At 36.4% G+C, this 20,382-nt stretch carries 19 protein-coding genes and 1 tRNA gene; 10 read left to right on the forward strand and 10 right to left on the reverse strand.

Annotation, left to right across the window (positions count from 1 at the left end):
- Positions 1-36: 36 nt before the first annotated feature.
- The 10 genes from IRZ99_RS17290 to IRZ99_RS17335 all read right to left on the reverse strand — a co-directional run bounded on the left by IRZ99_RS17290 (position 37) and on the right by IRZ99_RS17335 (position 6,313).
- The gene (locus IRZ99_RS17290) at positions 37-537 is read right to left on the reverse strand and encodes a tetratricopeptide repeat protein (RefSeq protein WP_228519113.1); all 501 of its coding nucleotides are present in this window, start codon (positions 535-537) and stop codon (positions 37-39) included.
- A 259-nt stretch (positions 538-796) separates the two neighbouring features.
- Positions 797-1,357 carry a DUF4256 domain-containing protein gene (locus IRZ99_RS17295; protein WP_194658446.1) on the reverse strand — a complete coding sequence of 187 codons (561 nt, stop codon included), beginning with the start codon at positions 1,355-1,357 and terminating at the stop codon, positions 797-799.
- Between the two features lie 18 nt (positions 1,358-1,375).
- Complete coding sequence (locus IRZ99_RS17300) at positions 1,376-2,041, reverse strand: DNA alkylation repair protein (RefSeq protein WP_194658447.1); 666 nt, start codon at positions 2,039-2,041, stop codon at positions 1,376-1,378.
- 29 nt (positions 2,042-2,070) lie between these two features.
- A complete protein-coding gene (locus tag IRZ99_RS17305) occupies positions 2,071-2,646 on the reverse strand; it encodes a YdeI family protein (protein ID WP_194658448.1) in 576 nt (191 codons plus the stop codon).
- 17 nt (positions 2,647-2,663) lie between these two features.
- A complete protein-coding gene (locus tag IRZ99_RS17310; RefSeq protein ID WP_194658449.1) occupies positions 2,664-3,041 on the reverse strand; it encodes a DoxX family protein in 378 nt (125 codons plus the stop codon).
- Between the two features lie 6 nt (positions 3,042-3,047).
- A complete protein-coding gene (locus IRZ99_RS17315; protein ID WP_194658450.1) occupies positions 3,048-3,515 on the reverse strand; it encodes an SRPBCC domain-containing protein in 468 nt (155 codons plus the stop codon).
- Positions 3,516-3,521: 6 nt separating this feature from the next.
- Positions 3,522-3,845 carry a helix-turn-helix transcriptional regulator gene (locus IRZ99_RS17320; protein WP_072974366.1) on the reverse strand — a complete coding sequence of 108 codons (324 nt, stop codon included), beginning with the start codon at positions 3,843-3,845 and terminating at the stop codon, positions 3,522-3,524.
- Positions 3,846-4,104: 259 nt separating this feature from the next.
- Entirely contained in the window at positions 4,105-5,022 is a 918-nt protein-coding gene (locus IRZ99_RS17325; protein WP_194658451.1) for a hypothetical protein, read from the reverse strand.
- A 227-nt stretch (positions 5,023-5,249) separates the two neighbouring features.
- A tRNA-Lys gene (locus IRZ99_RS17330) sits at positions 5,250-5,322 on the reverse strand.
- Between the two features lie 112 nt (positions 5,323-5,434).
- On the reverse strand, positions 5,435-6,313 hold the full coding sequence (locus IRZ99_RS17335) for an AraC family transcriptional regulator (RefSeq protein ID WP_072974362.1): 879 nt from the start codon (positions 6,311-6,313) through the stop codon (positions 5,435-5,437).
- Between the two features lie 185 nt (positions 6,314-6,498).
- On the opposite strand from IRZ99_RS17335, the gene IRZ99_RS17340 reads away from it, so the two are divergent.
- The 10 genes from IRZ99_RS17340 to IRZ99_RS17385 are packed head-to-tail and all read left to right on the forward strand — an operon-like array spanning position 6,499 to position 20,380.
- Positions 6,499-7,191: an RraA family protein gene (locus IRZ99_RS17340; RefSeq protein ID WP_194658452.1), complete on the forward strand. Its 693-nt coding sequence runs from the start codon at positions 6,499-6,501 to the stop codon at positions 7,189-7,191.
- 60 nt (positions 7,192-7,251) lie between these two features.
- Entirely contained in the window at positions 7,252-10,167 is a 2,916-nt protein-coding gene (locus IRZ99_RS17345; RefSeq protein ID WP_194658453.1) for a glycoside hydrolase family 2 TIM barrel-domain containing protein, read from the forward strand.
- 1 nt (position 10,168) lies between these two features.
- Positions 10,169-12,478 (forward strand): glycoside hydrolase family 95-like protein, encoded by a 2,310-nt coding sequence (locus IRZ99_RS17350; protein ID WP_194658454.1) that lies wholly within the window; start codon positions 10,169-10,171, stop codon positions 12,476-12,478.
- A gap of 18 nt (positions 12,479-12,496) precedes the next feature.
- Positions 12,497-13,663 carry a mandelate racemase/muconate lactonizing enzyme family protein gene (locus tag IRZ99_RS17355; RefSeq protein ID WP_194658455.1) on the forward strand — a complete coding sequence of 389 codons (1,167 nt, stop codon included), beginning with the start codon at positions 12,497-12,499 and terminating at the stop codon, positions 13,661-13,663.
- A 40-nt stretch (positions 13,664-13,703) separates the two neighbouring features.
- Positions 13,704-16,406, forward strand: a complete 2,703-nt coding sequence (locus IRZ99_RS17360; protein ID WP_194658456.1) for a GH116 family glycosyl-hydrolase — start codon at positions 13,704-13,706, stop codon at positions 16,404-16,406.
- An 11-nt stretch (positions 16,407-16,417) separates the two neighbouring features.
- Positions 16,418-17,011: a hypothetical protein gene (locus tag IRZ99_RS17365; RefSeq protein ID WP_194658457.1), complete on the forward strand. Its 594-nt coding sequence runs from the start codon at positions 16,418-16,420 to the stop codon at positions 17,009-17,011.
- An 18-nt stretch (positions 17,012-17,029) separates the two neighbouring features.
- Positions 17,030-17,803, forward strand: a complete 774-nt coding sequence (locus IRZ99_RS17370) for an SDR family NAD(P)-dependent oxidoreductase (RefSeq protein WP_194658458.1) — start codon at positions 17,030-17,032, stop codon at positions 17,801-17,803.
- Positions 17,804-18,694 carry an SMP-30/gluconolactonase/LRE family protein gene (locus tag IRZ99_RS17375; protein WP_194658459.1) on the forward strand — a complete coding sequence of 297 codons (891 nt, stop codon included), beginning with the start codon at positions 17,804-17,806 and terminating at the stop codon, positions 18,692-18,694.
- A gap of 10 nt (positions 18,695-18,704) precedes the next feature.
- The gene (locus tag IRZ99_RS17380) at positions 18,705-19,703 is read left to right on the forward strand and encodes a sugar kinase (protein WP_194658460.1); all 999 of its coding nucleotides are present in this window, start codon (positions 18,705-18,707) and stop codon (positions 19,701-19,703) included.
- 17 nt (positions 19,704-19,720) lie between these two features.
- A complete protein-coding gene (locus IRZ99_RS17385) occupies positions 19,721-20,380 on the forward strand; it encodes a bifunctional 4-hydroxy-2-oxoglutarate aldolase/2-dehydro-3-deoxy-phosphogluconate aldolase (RefSeq protein ID WP_194658461.1) in 660 nt (219 codons plus the stop codon).
- Positions 20,381-20,382: the final 2 nt, after the last annotated feature.

The following is a 20,382-nucleotide window of genomic DNA, read 5'->3' on the forward strand; positions in this document are numbered from 1 at the left end:
TTGCAGATTGTTTCTTATTAAGCTTGTATTTTAGTTTTATTTACAAAATGTTGCTTTGTTTTTTTTGGCGCTCTGACTCCCTAATTCAATGGCTTTAGCGAAATCTTTGCAACAATTCTTTTTATCTCCAATTTTATTATAGGCCAAACCTCTTAAGTTGTATGCAACATAATCTTTTGGATTTAATTCGAGTGATGAAGAACAATCTGCAATGGTTTCCTTAAAGTTCATTAATTTGTAATTGACATTGGCTCTTCCGGTGTAAGCGTCAGTATTCATGTCGTTTAATTCAAGTGTTTTGTTAAAATCGGCAAGAGCTCCTTTTAAATCATTGAGATTGTATTTGGCCACACCTCTGTTTTGATATGCTTCGACAAATTTAGGATCCATGTTGATTGCTTTGGTGTAATCGGCGATGGCGCCTTTAGTGTTGCCGGCTTCGGCTTTTTTCATGGCTTTGTCAAAATAAGCCGTTGAAGATTGTGCCCAGGTTGAGCAGCTGATCATAATAAATGATACCAGTAATAATTTTTTCATAAACCAATTTGGGATTAGTTAGTAGGTTGATTAATTCTGAGACGAATTTATGAAAGTTTTATTTTGTAAGAGAAATTCTTTTGTGAAAAAATGGTAATTAAATTTAAAATATTAATTCACGAATGTAATCATGGCTTTTTTTTAGAATTAACCTGTTATGAAAATGAGTGCCCTAGCCCAGATAGGAGCGGTATCCTTTTTCTTGCTCCTTTAGCAAGGAAAAGATACAAGCGGATAGCTGGATTAGCTCCTAAAAAAACTAAACTTTTAGACAGCCACGAAAACCTCTTGCTGCATAATAAGATTCGGCACCATTATGATACACAAAAGTTCTGCCGTAGCGAAAATCAGAAAATAAAGCGCCGCCCAGTTTGCGAACTTCCGGAGTTGTGGCGATCCAGCTTGAAGTTTTGGTGTCAAAATTCCCTAATTCCTGTAAATTTCTATATTGTTCTTCGGTCAGGATATCGATACCCATTTCTTCGGCCATATCAATGGCGCTATTTTTAGGTTTGTGTTCTTTTCTTGAATCCAATGCTTTACGGTCGTAACAAAGACTTCTGCGACCTTTTGGGCTTTCGGCTACACAATCGAAAAAAACATATTCATTCGAGTTTTTGTCATAACCCACGACATCTGGTTCGCCGTCGGTTTTTTCCATTTCAAGAAGCGACCAGAGTTTTGACGGATTTGCTTCTAATTTCTCCTGAACTTTATTCCATTCAATACCTTCGTGACGTGTTTTGTTTTTTTCAAAACGCGTTTTTAAGATGCTAATGATTTCTTCCTGATATTCTGGTGATAAGTTATTTTTGCTCATGATTTTTTATTTGTGTGGTTATTTTTGTCTGCGAACCATTTCGTTAATCCAGATTGGGGCGAAAGGTGAGGTGCAGCCTTTTGAAGTTGGATAATCTCTATAAATGCCTAGCTTTTCTCCAATGGTAAGAGCGCGCTCGCGATACTCCGGATGATTAATTCCGATTTGTGCCAAGGTGCTATTCATTGTCCATTGTACTTCCGGCGCTGCTGTTGGCATTTCGTTTTCTATTCTGTCAAGAAGAGCAGGTATGTTGACTAATTCAGGATTACGGGTTACGCAGCCGCTTGTAAGGCTCCAGCCAGCACGTGCTTGCATAACATCAGAGGTGTGCATCCATTTTTGTCGCAAAGTCTCTTTATCTGCGTATTCTTTTATGACATACGAATAAAACCAATCGGCGATATGAGTGAATTTTTCTGATGAAACTATTTTGGCAATTTCGTCGTTGGAAAGCTTTTTCGGATCGATAATTAAAGTGGCTAAAAAGCGAGCTTCAACGTTTCCGGTATCCCAAAGTTCAAGTGCCAGTTCGTGATTGGTTTTTATCTTTTTTGCAATAGTTCTAATATCACCCATTTTAACACCAAACTGATTATCTCCTGCGCCACGTTTCTTATTTTGCGCACGCATTTTTTCGTCGCCAAGAGCTTCAAGTTGCGCTAATATATCTTTTGTCTCCATTTTGATTTCGTTTTGTATTGTAAAGATAATTAATCGTTTAATCCCTTTCCGTTAAGAATATTCGGAATAGCTTTTTCAACTCGAGACTCTCGCGTTTGCGCTTGTTTTGGCTGAGAAAAATGTAATAAATAACCTCTTTGACGGCCGGGAGTTAAAGCTTCAAAAGCTGTTTTTAGTTTAGAATCTTCATCTAACTTCTTTTGAAATTCATCAGAAACCGAAAATTCTGAGGTCTTTTTTAATTCGACCTTTAAACCTGCTTTTTCTATTTCAATGGCTTCGTAGATGTAAGCTTTTAAAATGCTTTTTTGCTCGATAATTTCTTTAAGATTCGTAAATCTAATTTGTCTCGCCGCCTGAACATTCTCAGATTGCTGAATCAGGATTCCTTCCGTATCTTTTAGTAAAGCGCCTTTGAAAAATAAAAAAGCACAATATTCTTTAAAGTCGTGTATTAAAACAATATTTTTTTTTTGGTGCGTATAACACGGCGTGCCCCATTTTAGTTCTTCGGTCAATTGACAATCAAGCGCAATCTTTCTTAGTTGTTCCAATTCTTCCTGCCACTTTTTGTCTTTAAAATAAAAATCAACTTTAGGATTCATGCTGTTTGTTTTATAGATTAAACTGAAATTGTTTTTCTATCCGCAGGTCTAAAATACCACGATAGAACAGTTAAAACAAGTAATAAAGTTGGGCCAAAATAAGCAATGGCTTCATCGCCTTTTGCAAAGTGGGATATAATGGCACCTGACATCGCGAAGAAGAAACCGGCATAAGCCCATTCTTTTAATAACGGGAATTTCGGAATTAGTATTGCGATAACGCCTAGCAATTTCCAAACTCCCAGTATAACCAGAAAATAAAGCGGATAGCCTAAATGTGCCATCATATCCACTTCTTCTTTAATTTGTAATATCTGCACGATTCCCGTTGCAGTCATTCCTAATGCCAGCCATAGTGTGGCAACCCAGTATATAATTTTGTTTCTCTTTGTCATGATATTTTATTTTAGTTTACTAACGATTTCTTGTAATCTGTTGTGGGCCATATTGATGCCTTGTTTAAACGGAAGCTGCATCATTTGATCTCTTAATGCATTTGATTTGTAAACAATTTGCATAGTCAGTTTGCTGGTATTTTCTGTGAGTGCTTCAAATTCCAGAAACTCCAATTGAACTGCAAAAGGGGAATTTTCCATTTCAAATGTTCTGGTGATTTTTTGATTGGGAATATACTCATGAATAGCGCCATTAATCTGCAACACCACATTTCCTTTTGCATCGCTGGTTTCAAATTGATATCCACCATGTTTTTTGTTTTCCAGTTTTAATACTTTGGTTCCCATCCATTGTTCTACAATTCCGGGTTCTATATACGCTTTGAAAAGCAAGGAAACAGGTAAATCAAAATCTCTGGTAATGACGAGTTCCTGTTTGCCGTCTTCGGCATTTATTTTTGTTTTTAATTCCATATTGGTTTAGTTTTCTGGTTTATAGTTTTTCATGATGTCCTCAAGTTTATTGAATCGATCATCCCACATTTTTATGAAAGGTTCGATAAATTCAGCAACTTCTCTCATTCTTTCCGCATTTATAGTGTAATGTACTTCCCGACCGTTTTGTGTTTGCTGAAGTAATTCACATTCGGTCAGGATTTTTAAATGTTTGGATACGGTTGGTCGTGCGGTGTCAAAATTGGATGCGATCGCTCCGGCTGTCATCGAATGCGAAGTCACCAAAAGTAAAATAGCTCTTCTTGTCGGATCGGCTATAGCCTGAAATACATCTCGTCTTAAATTCATTGTGAAGTTATTTGGCTACAAATGTATATGAAGTTATTTGGCTACGCAAATATTTTGAGATATTTTTTTTTATAATTAACTGTTAATGAGTGATAAATGTGGTTGTGTGGTGATATTTTTGAAATACTAAAAGAAGAAAGCGATTCATTATCAGGTATAAATGAAAAAGGTATAAAGAAGAATTTCCCTTTTTATACCTTTTTGGTAACCTTGGTGGTACAGAATTCGAATCAATTACTATGGATTACTTGTGGGTATTTTATCCTTTGGTATTTCTCTTGGCTATCAATTTGTCGTATGCTTCTTGTCCGTCAAAGCAATTTTCTCCTCGTTTAGTTACAAATTTTTCTTTAAGCCAATTTTTAAGCTGAGTTGTTATTGTTTCAAATTGACTAGACTTATCTTTTACATTTCCTTTCTCAAGATACTGATTACAGAAATTTATGTAATACAAAAGACCATAACCCATCATTACATAGGGAGCTGTTAATTGTATTAATTCGTTTCTTCTCCAAATCTCATCTTTTAAATATATTCCATTAGCATCAATCAACTTTATGTAGCTCGAGGTTTCCAATTCATTTTCAGAAAAATAGAAATTTAAGTATCTATGATTGACTGTGATGATTTGTATTGCTTTTTCAAATGATACTTTTTCAAATCTCCTTTTGTTTTCTGGATGTTGAGAAAACCAACAATAAACGTTAAGATTTAAGTCGTTGAATATGTAATCCAAAAGGTCTTTTAAATTGTCTCCTGACCAATAACTTGTTAATTCTTGGAACTTATATCTAATCTTTGGCTCCGAACAAAAAGTAATGGGATTTTCAATTAATTGTTTAGTTGGAGAATAATCAATATCTATTGAAATTGCTTTAGAAATTTTATTGCATAGGATGCAAGTTGTTATAATTCTTACCTCCCTAAAATCTTCCGTTCCAACTCTTGGTATGTAATGAAATGCAACATAAAACCATTCGCTTTTACAACTACATTTTTTCTTTTTAGGATATTCACTTTGTATTAAGTCATACCAGTAATCTATACTGTCAAGAATAAGGTAGTTTTCTTCTTTTTTAGTTGTCAAAAGTCCAACTCCCTCATTTTTAAGCAAACGAACTTGAAATTCATTTAATCCGCTTTCCGTCGATATGTTTTTTATTACTTCCTGTTTCAAAATGTTGCAAATTACTATTTGAACAAGTGAACTTAATAACTTTATGATCAAAATGCAAATAAAAAGTTCTTCTATAATTTTAGATCCTTGAGGGATTTTGAACTGAATTTTATAATTAACATGTTGGGAATTAGATTTTAACCCTCAATCAAAATGGCAAGTGTACCATTTCTCCACATGACCTAAAATAAAAAAAGGTTGAGTAAAATAAATTACTCAACCTTTTGTGACCCGACTGGGGCTCGAACCCAGGACCCCATCATTAAAAGTGATGTGCTCTACCAACTGAGCTATCGAGTCATAATTCCATTCTTCAATGGGGGTGCAAATATAGGAAGTTTTTTTTGGTAATACCCAATAAATATGATTTAAAAAACTTGGCAATAGCTATTTTTTTTTAACTCGCTGTTTACTAGAAATTTCGAATCGTAGCAAATTCTTTTCTGTAGGTACTTGGCGTTTTTCCTGTTATCTGTTTAAAATGCTTGTTGAAATTTACAAAATTCTGATAACCACTTTCATAGCATACATCTGAAACAGATAGCTTTTCATTTTGCAAAAGTTTGCAGGCATGTCCTGTTCGTAGTTCATTTAAAAAACGGGTAAACGATTTTTGGGCTCGTTTTTTAAAGAAACTGCAAAATGCCGGTGGTGTCATGTGAGCGACAGATGCAATCGTTTCTAATGAAATGGGTTTGGTAAAATTCATCATAATGTATTTGTACACCTGATTCATTCTTTCTGTGTCTTTTTCATTATAGGAATGGAAATATCCTAAGCCGGCAAGCAGCTCATATTCATCAGTATTGAGCATAATATTTACGATCTTGAGAAATTCAATTATTCGTTGAAGCCCTTCCGTCGTTGTCATTTTTTCTAAGTGCTTGGTTATTTTTGTTCTGGTTTTTCCGGTAAAACGCATGCCTCTTTCTGCTTTTTCAAAAAGACTCTTTTTCTTGGATAAATCCTCGGGCTCCGTGCACAGTTTTTCATAGAAATTAATTGGAAAATAAATTACAATAGCTTCAACAGATTTATTTCTATTGTGTTGATTATTTGGCACGTCTTCATACCACATATGAGGTAAGTTCGGACTCATTAGTACTAAATCTCCATCAGAAAAATTGGTGATACTATCTCCAATAATTCTTTTTCCACTGCTTTTTTTAACAAAACTTAATTCGCAAAAATCATGAAAGTGCAAAGTGGCATCAAAATCATGTTCTTTAACTTTTTTGACACTAACCAAAGACGAATTTTGTTTAGGTAACTCAATTAATATCGCTTTCATCTTGTATTCATAGTTAATGATTAAAACTTAACTTAAACAATATTACACATAATTGTTTTACGAATTCTTAAAGTGATTAAAATAGTTTAAGTATTAGTTAAGTTAGTGTAAATAGGAAAATAGGTTATAGCGTAGTTTTGACATATGTTTAAATCAGTAATTAATTAAATAAAAATTCGAGGGTAATGGAAACTATATTTTGGAAGAACGACGATGAGCTTTTTGATATTGTACGTAACGAACTTTATACAGCTGTAGTAGGAGATGTTATGGATAAATTAGGTTTGTTAAACCAATTTCTGCCACCACAAATACAGCCTTTGCAGGATGATATGTTCATTATAGGTCGTGCGATGACCGTATTAGAAGCAGATGTTGTTTCAGATTCCAGTAGTAATAATCCAGTTTTGAATAAACCTTTTGGATTGATGTTAGAAGCATTGGATGATTTGAAAAAAAATGAAGTTTACATCTGTACCGGTTCTTCGCCATCTTATGCTTTATGGGGAGAGCTGATGGCAACACGTGCACAAATATTAGGAGCAGCCGGTGCAGTTGTTGACGGTTATTCAAGAGATACCAGAGGAATATTAGAATTAAAATTTCCTTCTTTTTCTTATGGAAGATATGCTCAGGATCAGGCACCGCGTGGAAAAGTAATTGATTTTAGAGTGCCAATAGAAATAAAAGGAGTGAGAATTAATTCGGGTGACATTGTTATTGGCGATATAGATGGTGTTTGTATAGTTCCAAGAGCAGTTGAAGAACAAGTATTCCGTCTTTCAATAGAAAAAGCAAGAGGCGAAAAAATGGTTCAAAAGAAAATATTGGAAGGAATGAGCACCAAAGAAGCTTTTGACAAATACGGTATCATGTAAATTTTTGAAACTGAATTTCTGACTTGTATTTAAGTCTTTATAAAACATCAATTCACCAAAATGAAAAAAACAACAATAATAACCTTTTTATGCTGGGTTGCTTTTATCTGTCCCGCAGCTGCGCAAACAAAAAGCATTCAAAATTTTGAAGTTCCTGTCCTTACACCATTTCCTGCTGCTATTGCCGGCGTTTCTTCGCCTGTAGTATCTTTAAATGGGAGTTGGGATTTTGATATAAAAGAACAAGCTCAAAAAGCAAAAAAGATTCAGGTACCAGGAGAATGGGAAATGCAGGGATACAGTGTAAAAGAAGGTCAAACAGCTTTGTATACTAAAAAGTTGGCTATTCCGGCCAATTGGAAAGGAAACCAAATTAAAATCAGGTTTGATGCTGTAAGTTCTCATGCTTTGGTTAAAATAAACGGAAAAACGGTCGGAGAACATGAGGGAAGTTTTGTTCCTTTTGAAGTCGATATCACAAATCAGTTAAATTATAAAGAAGATGTTCTGGAAGTTGAGGTTCAGGCTTTAACCGTTAGTGATCGATTGGCGTGTACTTCTCAATATGCCTGCCATACAGTTGGCGGACTTTTGAGGAAAGTAACTTTATTTGCGGTTGCCCCAATTTATATCGCTTCAGCAAATAACAATACTGTTTTTGATGCTTCTTATAATAATGCTTCCCTGACGATCACGAATGCTGTGGCAAGTACTTTATCAGCTTCTGAAGAGGCGTATTTTCAATTTACTCTTTTTGATGCGGCTGGAAAAGTGGTTGCAAAAAAGACCTCAGCAGTAAAAAAAATCACTGCAAATACTACGGCTGATATTGAAACAGTTTTAGAAATAAAATCTCCAAAACATTGGGATCCGGAGCATCCTTATTTGTATAAACTGCAAACAGAATTATTTGTAAATAACACTAAGAAACAAACAAACGAGCAAAAAGTAGGATTTCGTCAAATCGTTATTAAAGGAAATCAGTTTTTTGTTAACGGGAAAGCAATCAAATTGCATGGTGTAAACCGTCATTCTGTGCATCCTTTAACGGGGCGGAGCATTTTGCCAACATTGGATAGAAAAGATGCCGAATTATTTAAGGTCGCGAATTGCAATTATATCCGTACATCACATTATCCTCCTTCTGAAGAGTTTTTGAATGCAGCAGACGAATTAGGATTGTTTGTGGAAAGTGAAGCATCATTGACATGGATTCAGCATGGAGCATCACCAATTTGGAAATTGTGGAATTATAGAGATGAAAAATTCCTTCCTTTTATGGTAAGAGCCAATATGGATAATGTATTAGCGGGACGTAATCATCCTTCCATCATTATTTGGTCATTAGGAAATGAATCGAAATGGAGTCCGCTTTGGGAAAAAGTAAATAAGATTGTCAAAGAAATGGATCCTTCAAGACCCACAAGTTTTCATGATCAGTGTTGGGGAGGTTTCAACAATGCAGGCAGCAAAGCCGATGTAGCCAATTATCATTATCCCGGAATTAATGGACCAAAAGCAACAGACACCATGTCAAGACCAACATTGTTTGGAGAATATGCTCATTTATCGACTTACAACCGTAGAGAATTATTAAGTGATCCGGGTGTTAGAAGTGCTTACAATGAACCGCTTGTACAGTTTTATGATTCGATTTACAAACATAAAGGAAATTTAGGCGGCGCAATATGGAGTGGTATTGATGATATTTTTCATATGCCTGACGGAAGAATTGTAGGTTACGGACCATGGGGACCTCTGGATGCGTGGCGAAGACCAAAACCAGAATATTACGGTATGAAAAAGGCTTATTCTCCAATAAGAATTACGAATGTAAATTGGGGAACACTGGCAAAAGGCTTTGTAGAATTAAGTGTGGAAAATCGATTTGATTTCACCTCATTTAAAGAAATTAAAATTGAAGTAAAAGCAAATGGTAGTTCTAAATTGATTTCTTCTGTTATTCCGGCAAGAGGGGAAGGCATTATTAGAGTTCCTCTGGACAAAAGAACAACGGGATTTTATATTTCGTTTACTAATTCAAATGGGACAATTGTCGAGGAAGAACAATATGAACACAAGATTTTAACTAAATTAGAAGAGCCAAAAGTAGCGCTTTCATTTTCTGAAAGTGAGTCGGCCATAACAGTTAAACAAGGAGAGGTCAGTTATTTGATTAATAAAGTAACGGGAATCATCACCAATATTACAAAGAACAATCAGACGATAGCAATACAAGGACCGGTTTTTTGTTTTGTTCCAATGAATGATGAAGACGGTGGAAAACCAAATGTGGCCGGTGAAACGTATCAGAATAATATCTACCCAGTAAAAAATTATCCACTTTACACTTTGTTTGCGACAGACCTTACACCCAAACAAACCGAAAAAGGAATTATGGTCGACATGAAAACAGCCTATATTGATGTCAAAGGAAAACAATCGTATTTGTTTACTGCTGACGGAAAATTAGAAACAACCTATGAGGTGGAATATGGTGAAACGGATCAAAGCCCATATCAATACGGTCTGTTAATGCAGTTGCCAAAACAATTTGACCAGTTAAGCTGGAAACGCAAAGGCGAATTTACAATCTATCCTGAAAATGATATTGCAAGAATTGAAGGAACGACAATGTTAAATGCAAAACATGTAAACGGGGTTGAAGAGCCGGGCGTTGCACCAACCGGAGACTGGAAGGATGATGCTAACGATTTAGGAAGCAATGATTTTCGGTCAACAAAAAGACATATTGAATCGGCACAGCTCCAGGATAAAACAGGAAATGCTATAAAAGTACTTTCAGATGGAACGCAAGCCTCAAGAAGCTGGTTGCAAGATGAACAAATACAATGGTTAATTTCTGACTACAGCAATTCAGGATCTGAACCTTTTTACGGAAGTCCGCATAGCAATGGCAGAATAAAAACTAAAAATAAAACGCTAAAAGGAAAATTAACGCTTACGATTAATTAAAATGAAAGTACTTCACCTGGTTTTAATTTTTGCTTCTCTTACTTTAAATGCACAGCAATTAAGGGATAAAAACGAAGCAGTTTCTAAACACGAACTTAATTTTGATAAACTCTCAACATCATGGGATGAAGGGATTCCGCTTGGGAATGGAATGGTCGGTGCTTTAGTGTGGCAAAAAGGAAATAATCTGCATTTGTCACTAGATCGGGCTGATTTATGGGATATGCGACCAATGAAAGGTTTGCACCGCAAGGAGTTTAGTTACAAATGGGTAGAAGGACAAGTTGAAAAGAAGGATTATGGCATTGTGCAAAAATATTTTGACGAGCCGTATGATACTGAACCCGCTCCGAGTAAAATACCGGGTGGCGCATTGGAATTTGAAATTCAAAATTGGGGAGCAGTTTCATCCGTACGTCTATCTCCAAAGGAGGCGATGTGTGAAGTGAAATGGCAAAATGGAATTGTTTTAAAAACATTTGTTCATGCTGTTAAACCAGTCGGATGGTTTCGTTTTGAGAATTTAAAAGGTGATTTTATACCGCATTTAATTGCACCAAAATATCAGGGCGAAGTTAAAGTATCAGGAGATCCTGTCGGAGGTGATGACTTGGCACGCTTAGGATATAAGCAAGGCAAAGTGACACAGACGGCTAATACAATTTCGTATGAGCAGGAAGGATGGGGAGGATTTAAGTATCAAATAAGTGTAACCTGGAAGAAAATAAACAATTCAACTGTTGAAGGTGTTTGGAGCATTACTTCTCAATATCCGAACACTAAAATAAATCCTGTTGCGGAGAGTGTTGTAAAAAAAAACTTAGAAAGCGGTTATAGTACCGATCTGAAAAGTCATATTGCCTGGTGGGAGAAATTCTGGAGCAAATCCAGTATTCAGGTTCCTGATCCTTTATTAGAAAAACAATGGTATTTGGAACAGTATAAGTTTGGATCAGCAGCCCGAAGAGGAGCTCCGACAATTTCCCTGCAAGCCGTTTGGACCGCAGATAATGGACGACTCCCGCCATGGAAAGGAGATTATCATCATGATCTGAATACGCAATTAAGCTATTGGCCTTCGTACAGTGGAAATCATTTGGAAGAAGGTATGGGATATATCGATGATCTCGAGAAAAATAAAGCCAATTATAAACGATATACCAAAATGTATTTTGGAAATGATGGTTTAGCAGTTCCCGGTGTTACAACACTTGATGGGACTGAAATGGGAGGATGGATACAATATTCTTTTTCTCCAACAGTTTCTGCCTGGCTCGGACATCATTATTATTTGCAATGGCGCTATAGTATGGATCGCAAATTTTTGGAACAAAAAGCATATCCATGGATTAAAGATGTGGCTAAACATTTAGAACAGACTACAGTAATAGACGAGAAAGGTTTTCGGAAATTACCCATTAGTTCTAGTCCGGAAATGAATGACAATGATATTAGTGCCTGGTTCCATCAGAATACCAATTACGATCTGGCCTTAATGACTTTTACTTTCAAAGCTGCTGCAGAATTGGCAACAGAACTTGGATTAAAAGAGGAAGCGCTTCATTGGAAAAAAATAGGAGATCAATTTCCAGATTATGCGCGTACCGCAAATAACGAAATGATGGTTACGCCAACAATGCCTTATACGGAATCTCACAGACATTTTTCACATTTGATGGCCATACATCCGCTGGGTCTGATTAAATGGGAAGATGGAGAAAAAGCACAATCGACCATTAAAAATACGCTCAATCTGGTAGATAAAATTGGACCAGATTACTGGTGCGGTTACTCTTATTCCTGGATGGCAAATCTAAAAGCAAGGGAAAAAGATGGAGAAGGCGCTGCCCACGATCTGGAAATTTTTGCTAAAGCATTTTGCCTTAAAAATAGTTTTCATGTCAATGGAGATCAGACGAAATCGGGTTATTCAAAATTTCAATACAAACCTTTTACACTTGAAGGCAACTTTGCTTTTGCCGCTGGTTTACAAGAAATGTTATTGCAAAGTTATGCCGGTTTTATAGAAATCATGCCTGCTGTTCCGGTTTCGTGGAAAGATATTTCTTTTAATACGTTAAGAGCGGAGGGAGCATTTTTAGTTAGCGCTTCAAAGAAAGAGGGCATTATTACCGAAATCAAAATTGTAGCGGAGCAGGGCGGAAAAACCAAATTAAAATTACCGTTTAAAAATTGGAAGATTGAATCAGGCGAGAAGGTAAATACTAAAGAAATTTCAGAGGAATTTATAGAACTGCAATTTGATAAAGGAGGTTCGATTATTTTAAAAAATAAAGACACAAGATATTAATAGAAGAAATAGAAAGAGATGAAAATTACAGATGTAAAAGTATGGATGGTTGAAGGTGTTAAATACAACTGGACACTATTAAAAATATATACAGATACTGGACATACCGGTGTTGGAGAAGCTACGAACTGGCCAGGAAGTCCAATTGTTTATCATGCAGCAAAGCATATTGGGGAAAGAATTATTGGTCTTGACCCTATGAAAACCGATTTTATCTGGACAAAGTTGTACCGCGATTTAAACTGGGTAGGGCCAAACGGAGCAAGTTTATGCGCTATTAGCGGAATTGATATGGCCTTGCTTGATTTAAAAGGAAAAGTTTTAGGTACGCCTTGTTATGAATTGCTGGGTGGTGCTTTTAGAAAAGATATTTTATTATATGCCAATTACTGGTTTACAGGTGGCGGACACAATGCTGAGGATTATGCAAAGCAGGCTATAAAAGTCAAAGAAGCAGGATTTACAGGATTAAAATTTGATCCGTTTGCCCATACGAATTATTTGTATGGTGAAGATTTATCTTCAAATCTTACACTAACTGCAGAACAACAAGATTTAGCTTTTAATGTTAGTAAAGCGGTTCGTGATGTAGTAGGACCCAATTTTGATATTATGATCGAAACGCATGCGATGCTGAATTACAGAGTTGCTGTGAAAATGGCGCAACGTTTAGCTACGCTTGATATTACCTGGTATGAAGAACCTGCAGGTCCAGAAAGTGCTGATACACTGCGAGCCATGAGAGAACGTATTCCTTCGAATGTTTCTATTTGTGTGGGTGAAAGACATTATACCCGACACGGAATCCGTCCTGTATTGGAGAAGAATATTTGCGATATTATGATGCCGGATATTACGCGTTGCGGAGGTCCATCTGAGATGAAAAGAATGGCCACTATGATGGAAGCTTATAACGTTTTATTAGCACCACATAATCCTAATGGACCATTGTCTACATTGGCATCGGCTCATGTGTGTGCTTCTGTTCCTAACTTTTTCCGCCAGGAATTTATGTTCAATGACGTGCCGTGGAGAGATACTGTAATTACACATCCAATAAAAGATATGATTCAGAATGGTCATTTGCATTTAAGTGACAGACCAGGTCTTGGTGTGGATTTAGTGGAAGAAGAAATGGAAAAACATCCGGGAATTGTAGTTCCGAGACCAGGATTTTATGTTTAATTTTTCTTGAGTTTAATTTTCAACCAATTTATAAGCAGCTATGTCAATTGAATCAATAAAGAGACGTGATTTTTTAAAGCAGGCGAGTATTTTTACTGCCGGTTTGCTTGCCATGCAAATGGATGTTTTAGCAGGTTCTTTTGGAACTGATAAATTTGGTGATGGAAATATTTTACTCAATAAAAAAACAGATCCGGATTGGATAAAATCATTGTACCAAAGAGGAACGGTTACCACTTATTTCAAAAGTAAAAATGAATTAAAATATATTGGTATGCCTGTTGGAGGAATCAACTGCGGTACCGTTTATTTGGGAGGTGATGGCCGTTTGTGGCTTTGGGATATCTTCAATAAAAATCAGGAAGGTATTGAACCAAAACTTGTAGAATGGAATAAAGGCAATGGAGAGCAAATTAAATTGCGTCCGCGTGACGGTGCCGCTTATGTATTTCCGGCAACTGAAATTCATCCTCTGGAACAGGGATTTGCAATAAAAATCAATTACAAAGGAAACACTATAACAAAACGTTTTCATCAGGAAGATTGGGCCGAAATTAAGTTTGAAGCAACTTATCCCGTAGCTGTCATTCATTATATAGATTCCGATTTTCCTTTAGAAATAAAACTAACCGCATTTTCGCCTTTCATTCCCTTAGACGAAGACAATTCGAATATTCCCGTTACGATTCAGTCTTTTGAAATTAAAAACACCGGAAAAGAAGTTGTTGAATTTGAAATAATTGGCTGGCTAGAAAATGCAGCTAATATATTCTCAGCAACAGCAAGCAACGATGGAAAAAGAGAAAATACGGTGATTACTAAACCGAATCATGTCTCCGTTTTTTCAACTTTTAATCCAAATGATAAAACAAAATTTGCGGAAGCAGGAGATTCAGGGTCATTATGCCTGTCATTTATAGGGAAAAATGCCATTGGTATTTCTTCATTTAATCTTCCTTTTTCTGCAGCATCATTTAATTCAAAAGAGGGAAGAGAAGCTAAAAGCACAGTAAATGCAGCTGAAAAAATAATTGCAGGAATCGCTGTAACTGAAAAATTAGCACCGGGAAAAACGGTAAAAAAAGAATTCGCTATCAGTTGGCATTTTTCAAATGTTGGAAAACGTATTGATGTGCCAGATGCAAGAACAGGACATTATTATTTAAATAAATTCCCTGATGCTTTGGCTGTCGCCGATTATGTCGCCGATCGCTCTTCATTTTTATCGTCACAAACAAAATTATGGAAGAATACGTGGTATAAGTCAACGTTGCCGTGGTGGTTTATGGAGCGAACTTTTTCTAATATTTCAGCATTGGCGACGACTACTTCGCATCGTTTTAAAACAGGTCGTTCATGGGCTTGGGAAGGTGTCGGCGCCTGCGAAGGAAATTGTACGCATGTTTGGCATTACGCACAGGCAACAGGCAGAATATTTCCGGGTATCGAAAGAGACAATCGTCAGCGAGTTGATCTTGGTATTGCTTTACAGGAAGATGGTGGAATCTGGTTTAGGGCAGAATATGATAAACGTCCCGCCATTGATGGGCAGGCAGGCAGGGTTTTAGGATGTTTGCGAGAACATCAAATGAGTGCCGATGATACTTTTTTAAGAACAAACTGGCCAAACATAAAGAAAGCAACTCAATTTTTAATCAACCAGGATAAAAATGGCAATGGACTTACAGATACTCCAATGGAAAATACATTGGATGCGGTCTGGGATGGAGAAATTGCCTGGATTGCCGGTTTATCTATTGCAGCAGTAAAAGCTGGCGGTGTGATGGCTTTAGAGATGAACGATATTTCGTTTGCTGAGCAATGTAAAATATATGTTGAAAAAGGTTCTAAGAACATGGATGAGGTTTTATTTAATGGAGAATACTATATCCATAAACCTGATGCCATCAAAGGAAGAGAAGGAGTAGGATCTTACAACACTTGTCATATCGATCAGGTTTTAGGACAAAGTTGGGCGTGGCAAGTTGGCTTAGGCCGAATTAATGATAAAGAAAAAACTGCCAGTGCATTGAAGGCTTTGTGGAAATATAATTTCATGCCGGATGTGGGACCTTATTTAAAAGAACACACGGGCTGGCGTCCTTATGCTTTACCGGGTGAAAGTGGTATGGTCATGAATACCAATCCTAAAAAGGAAGCCAATCCTTATGGGGAATCGGTTACCTGGCAAATGGGGTATTTCCATGAATGCATGACAGGATTTGAACATCAGGTTGCCAGTCATCTTATGGCCGAAGAAATGACAGATGAAGCGCTGATACTCACCAGAGCAGTTCACGACCGTTATCATGCCTACAAGCGAAATCCTTTTAATGAAATCGAATGCAGCGATCACTACGGAAGAGCGATGGCGAGCTACGGCACATTTATTACAGCTTGTGGCTTTGAATATCATGGGCCAAAAAACTTCATTCGATTTGCTCCTAAATGGAATAAAGAAAATTTTGAAGCACCGTTTGTTACAGCAAAAGGCTGGGGTTCTTATTCTCAAAAAAAACAAAAAGGGAAACAAATTCATCGTTTTGAAGTAAAATATGGTTCACTCCGTTTACAAAAAATAAACCTGCAAAGAATAAGTGAATTGTCAATAGAAAAAGTGACAGCAGCTGTGGGCGGACAAAAAGTAAAACTGAAATACGAACTAAACGGAAATGATATCGTAGTAGAACTTACAAAGCCATTGCATATTCAAACAAATGAAACATTAATAATTACGATCTAAAACGATTATAAATGCTAAAAAGAAATATATTTTTATGGATGGCTTTGGTAATGCTGCTGTCTTGCAATCAATCTAAAACAAATGATGCAAAGCAAATAATTGAAGCGGATAATAATTGGAAACCCAAATTTGATCAAAAACTTCCATTATTGGGACATCGTAATTGGATTGTTATTGCAGATAAAGCTTTTCCGGAACAGAATGCCGAGGGTATAGAAGTAATTAAAACAGACGAAAATCTTTTGCCTGTTTTGAAATATGTTTTGCAACAGGTAAATTCATCCGGACATGTAAAACCGATTGTTTATCGTGATAAGGAATTACAATTTATTACTGAATCGCAGGCAAAAGGTGTAACAGCATTCCGCATAGAATCAGAGAAATTGATGAAAATGGGAAAAATGAATTTAGAATTACAACCCCAAAGTATTCTTCATGATTCCGTTTTTACTAAATTAGACGAAGCATCAAAATTGTTTAAAATAGTGGTATTAAAAACCAATGAAACAATTCCATACACCTCTGTTTTTTTACAACTTGATTGTTCCTATTGGAATGCAGAGAAGGAAAAACAATTGAGAGAAATGATGAAAAGTCAAAAATAATTAGAAAATAAAAGAAATATGTTTCAGATAGATCTTACAGGAAAAACAGTTGTGATTACTGGCGTTACTACTGGTATCGGAGCCAGTATTGCAAAAATGTTTGCCAAAGCCGGAGCAAATATTTCCGGTTGCGCAACATCGGCAGATGGTGGTGATTTTACAAAAGTTATTTCTGAAACCCCAGAGAAAACACTGTACACACAATGTGATCTAACCAAGGAAGAAGATTTGCAGAAATTCATTCAAAACACAATAGAAACATTTGGAAGAATTGATGTGCTTGTTTCCAATGCCGGACAAAATGTTTTTGAAGGAGCAGCGAATTGTGATGAAGCACATTGGCAGCAAAACATGGAATTAAATCTGGCATCGCATTGGCGATTAACAAAATTATGCAAGCCTTATTTAGAAAAAAATAATGGTGTTATCATTATCATGACGTCAAATCACGCGTATTCAAGTATTCCGGGTTGTTTCCCTTATAATGTGACTAAAACTGCTCTGACAGGATTAGTTCGCAGTTTGGCTATTGAATGGGGACCAACAATAAGAACTGTAGGTATTGCACCAGGATTTATTGATACTCCCGGAAATCAAAAATGGTTTGATTCCTTTCCGGATCCTGAAACAGAACGACAAAGAACAATTGATTTACATCCGGTAAAAAAAATAGGTTCTCCTGAAGAAATTGGTGCCTGGTGTGTATTTCTGTCTAGTGAATATGCCTCATTTGCCAGCGGCGTTACTTATTTAATCGATGGAGGAAGAACCGCATTAATGCAAGATCAATAAATGGAAATTTGGAAAGCAACCTCATTAAATAATACAAAATTAGTTCTTGGAGAAGGAGCAATCTGGAGTTCGTCACGTAAGTTATTTTTTTATGTAGATATCGAAGGACAAAAGGTTGGTTTAGTAGATCCTGTTTCCGGGATGACGAAACAACGACAACTTCAGGAGAAAGTAGGAACGGTGGTTCCAACAGAAGATGGCCAACTTCTAATAGGTCTTGAAAATTCAATTTCAATATTTGATTTTGATTCAGAAGAATTACAAGAGCTAATAAAATTAGAAGCAGAAATACCAACCAATCGATCTAATGATGGAAAATGTGATGCTGCCGGCAGACTGTGGATTGGGACAATGAACAAAGAGGCAAAGGGAGCCGTCGGAACCTTATATTGTTTTGATGGAGAACAAATCAAAAAAAAGATTCCAAATCGCAAAGTATCCAATGGTATTTGCTGGAGTGCCGATAATACTAAAATGTACTATGTCGATTCATTTGATTACAATATTAAAGTATATGATTTTGATTTAGAATCGGGTGCTATTTCTAATGAAAGGATTATTGTTGAAATGAAAGAATCCGGTTTTACACCAGATGGCATGACAATCGACGAAAAAGGAATGTTATGGGTAGCCATGTGGGGAGAAGGAACGGTAAACAAATACAATCCGCTTACGGGTGAATTAATTGGAAGAGTGGAAGTCAATGCTCCCCATGTTAGCTCTTGTGCATTTGGAGGAACTACTATGACACAATTATTAATTACTACGGCAAGTGCAGGATTAAGTGATGAGCAGCTAAAACAGTTTCCGGAAAGTGGTACATTATTTTTAGTTGATGTTGGAATCAAAGGAACACAGATGAATCCATTTAAAATCCAAAATAAAATATAAAAGGGTAACAATGAAAGAAATAGTTTTATTTGGAGAGTACTTGTTACGTTTAACTCCGCCAGGAAACAAAAAAATAACGCAGGCAGAAAATCTTGAAATGCACTGGGCTGGTTCTGAAGCTAATATCGCAGTTTCGTTGGCTACATTTAAAAAAAGTACGCGATATGTTACTTCCTTACCAAATAATACTGTCGGTCAGGCGGGTATCGCGCAGCTTCATCGTTATGGAGTTCCGACTACCGTTATAGAAAAAAAAGGACGCCAAGGTCTTTACTATTACGAAAGCGGCGTGGGAACCAGACCCGGCAAAGTAACTTACGACCGCGAATATTCGAGCTTTAGCATGCTGGAAGATCATGATATAAATTGGGATGAAATTTTTAATAATGCCGAATGGTTTCATTGGAGTGGCATTACGCCGGCCTTAACTGAAAATCTTTCCAAAATTTGTCTGAACGCTTTGAAGGTTGCAAAGGAAAAAGGAATAATGATTTCGGCCGATTTTAATTTTCGATCAACGTTATGGCAATATGGAAAACAGAGTAGCGAAATAATGCCCAAACTACTGGAATATTGCGATGTAATTCTGGCTGATGTTGATGCCTCAAAATTGTATTTTAACATCCATCCGGACGAGAACAACTTGGTTGAAAGTACCTGTTCTTTATTAAAGGAAAAATTGCCGAATGTAAAGTATATTGCGATGACCATGCGCTATCAAAACAATGCTTCAAATGAGTATGTTGGTTATTTGTGGAATAACGGTGCTGTAGTTTCTTCGACAACTTATAAAATAGACAATATTGCGGAACGTATTGGTGCCGGTGATGCTTTTATGGCGGGTTTGATTTATGGTTTACAGGAACAACAGCCATTACAGCAAGTTATAGAATTTGCCACCGCCTGTGGGGTAATGAAACATTATATAACGGGTGATATGAATATTGCTTCAAAGGAAGAAATTGAGACGATCATTCAACAAAAAGGAAGCGGAAGAATAATTCGCTAATTAAAAACAGAAAACATATGATCATTTCGAATCTTTTAAAAATGCAGGAAGATATTCTGAAAGAAAAATTCATTCCCTTATTTACCAATACGGATGCTGAGGTTTGTAAAAACATTATGCGTATTTGCTATGAAAATGGTATAAATGTATTTGAATTTACTGATCGAAACAAAAACTCCTATGCTGTTTTTAAGGAATTGAAGGCCTATAGAGATGTAGCCTTACCTCAACTAAAGATTGGAGTTGGCACGATTAAAAATGGTCCTCAGGCAAAATTATTTATTGAGGCTGGTGCCGATTTTTTAATCTCGCCGGTCGTTTTAGAAGAAATTCACCTAATATGTCAGGAGAAAAAAATATTGTGGATTCCGGGCTGTGCCACGCCTTCAGAAATTGCTCTCGCAGAAAACTGGGGATTATCATTGGTAAAAATATTCCCGGCAAAACCATTAGGAGGATATTCCTATATAGAAGCGGTAAAATCCGTCTTTCCTAAAATGTTTTTTATGGCCACGGGAGGTGTCGAACCTAATAAGGACGATATTGAAAAATGGCATCAAGCCGGCGTTTCTTCTGTCGGTTTAGGGGCAAAACTTTTCCCAAAAGAAATGTTAGAAAACCACGAATATGATAAGATGAGTGCTCACTTAGCTAAGCTCATCAGCCATTTAAATTAAAG

Origin of the sequence: Flavobacterium sp. LC2016-12 (assembly GCF_015351595.1) — a bacterium.
In the GTDB taxonomy this organism is placed as follows: Bacteria; Bacteroidota; Bacteroidia; order Flavobacteriales; family Flavobacteriaceae; genus Flavobacterium.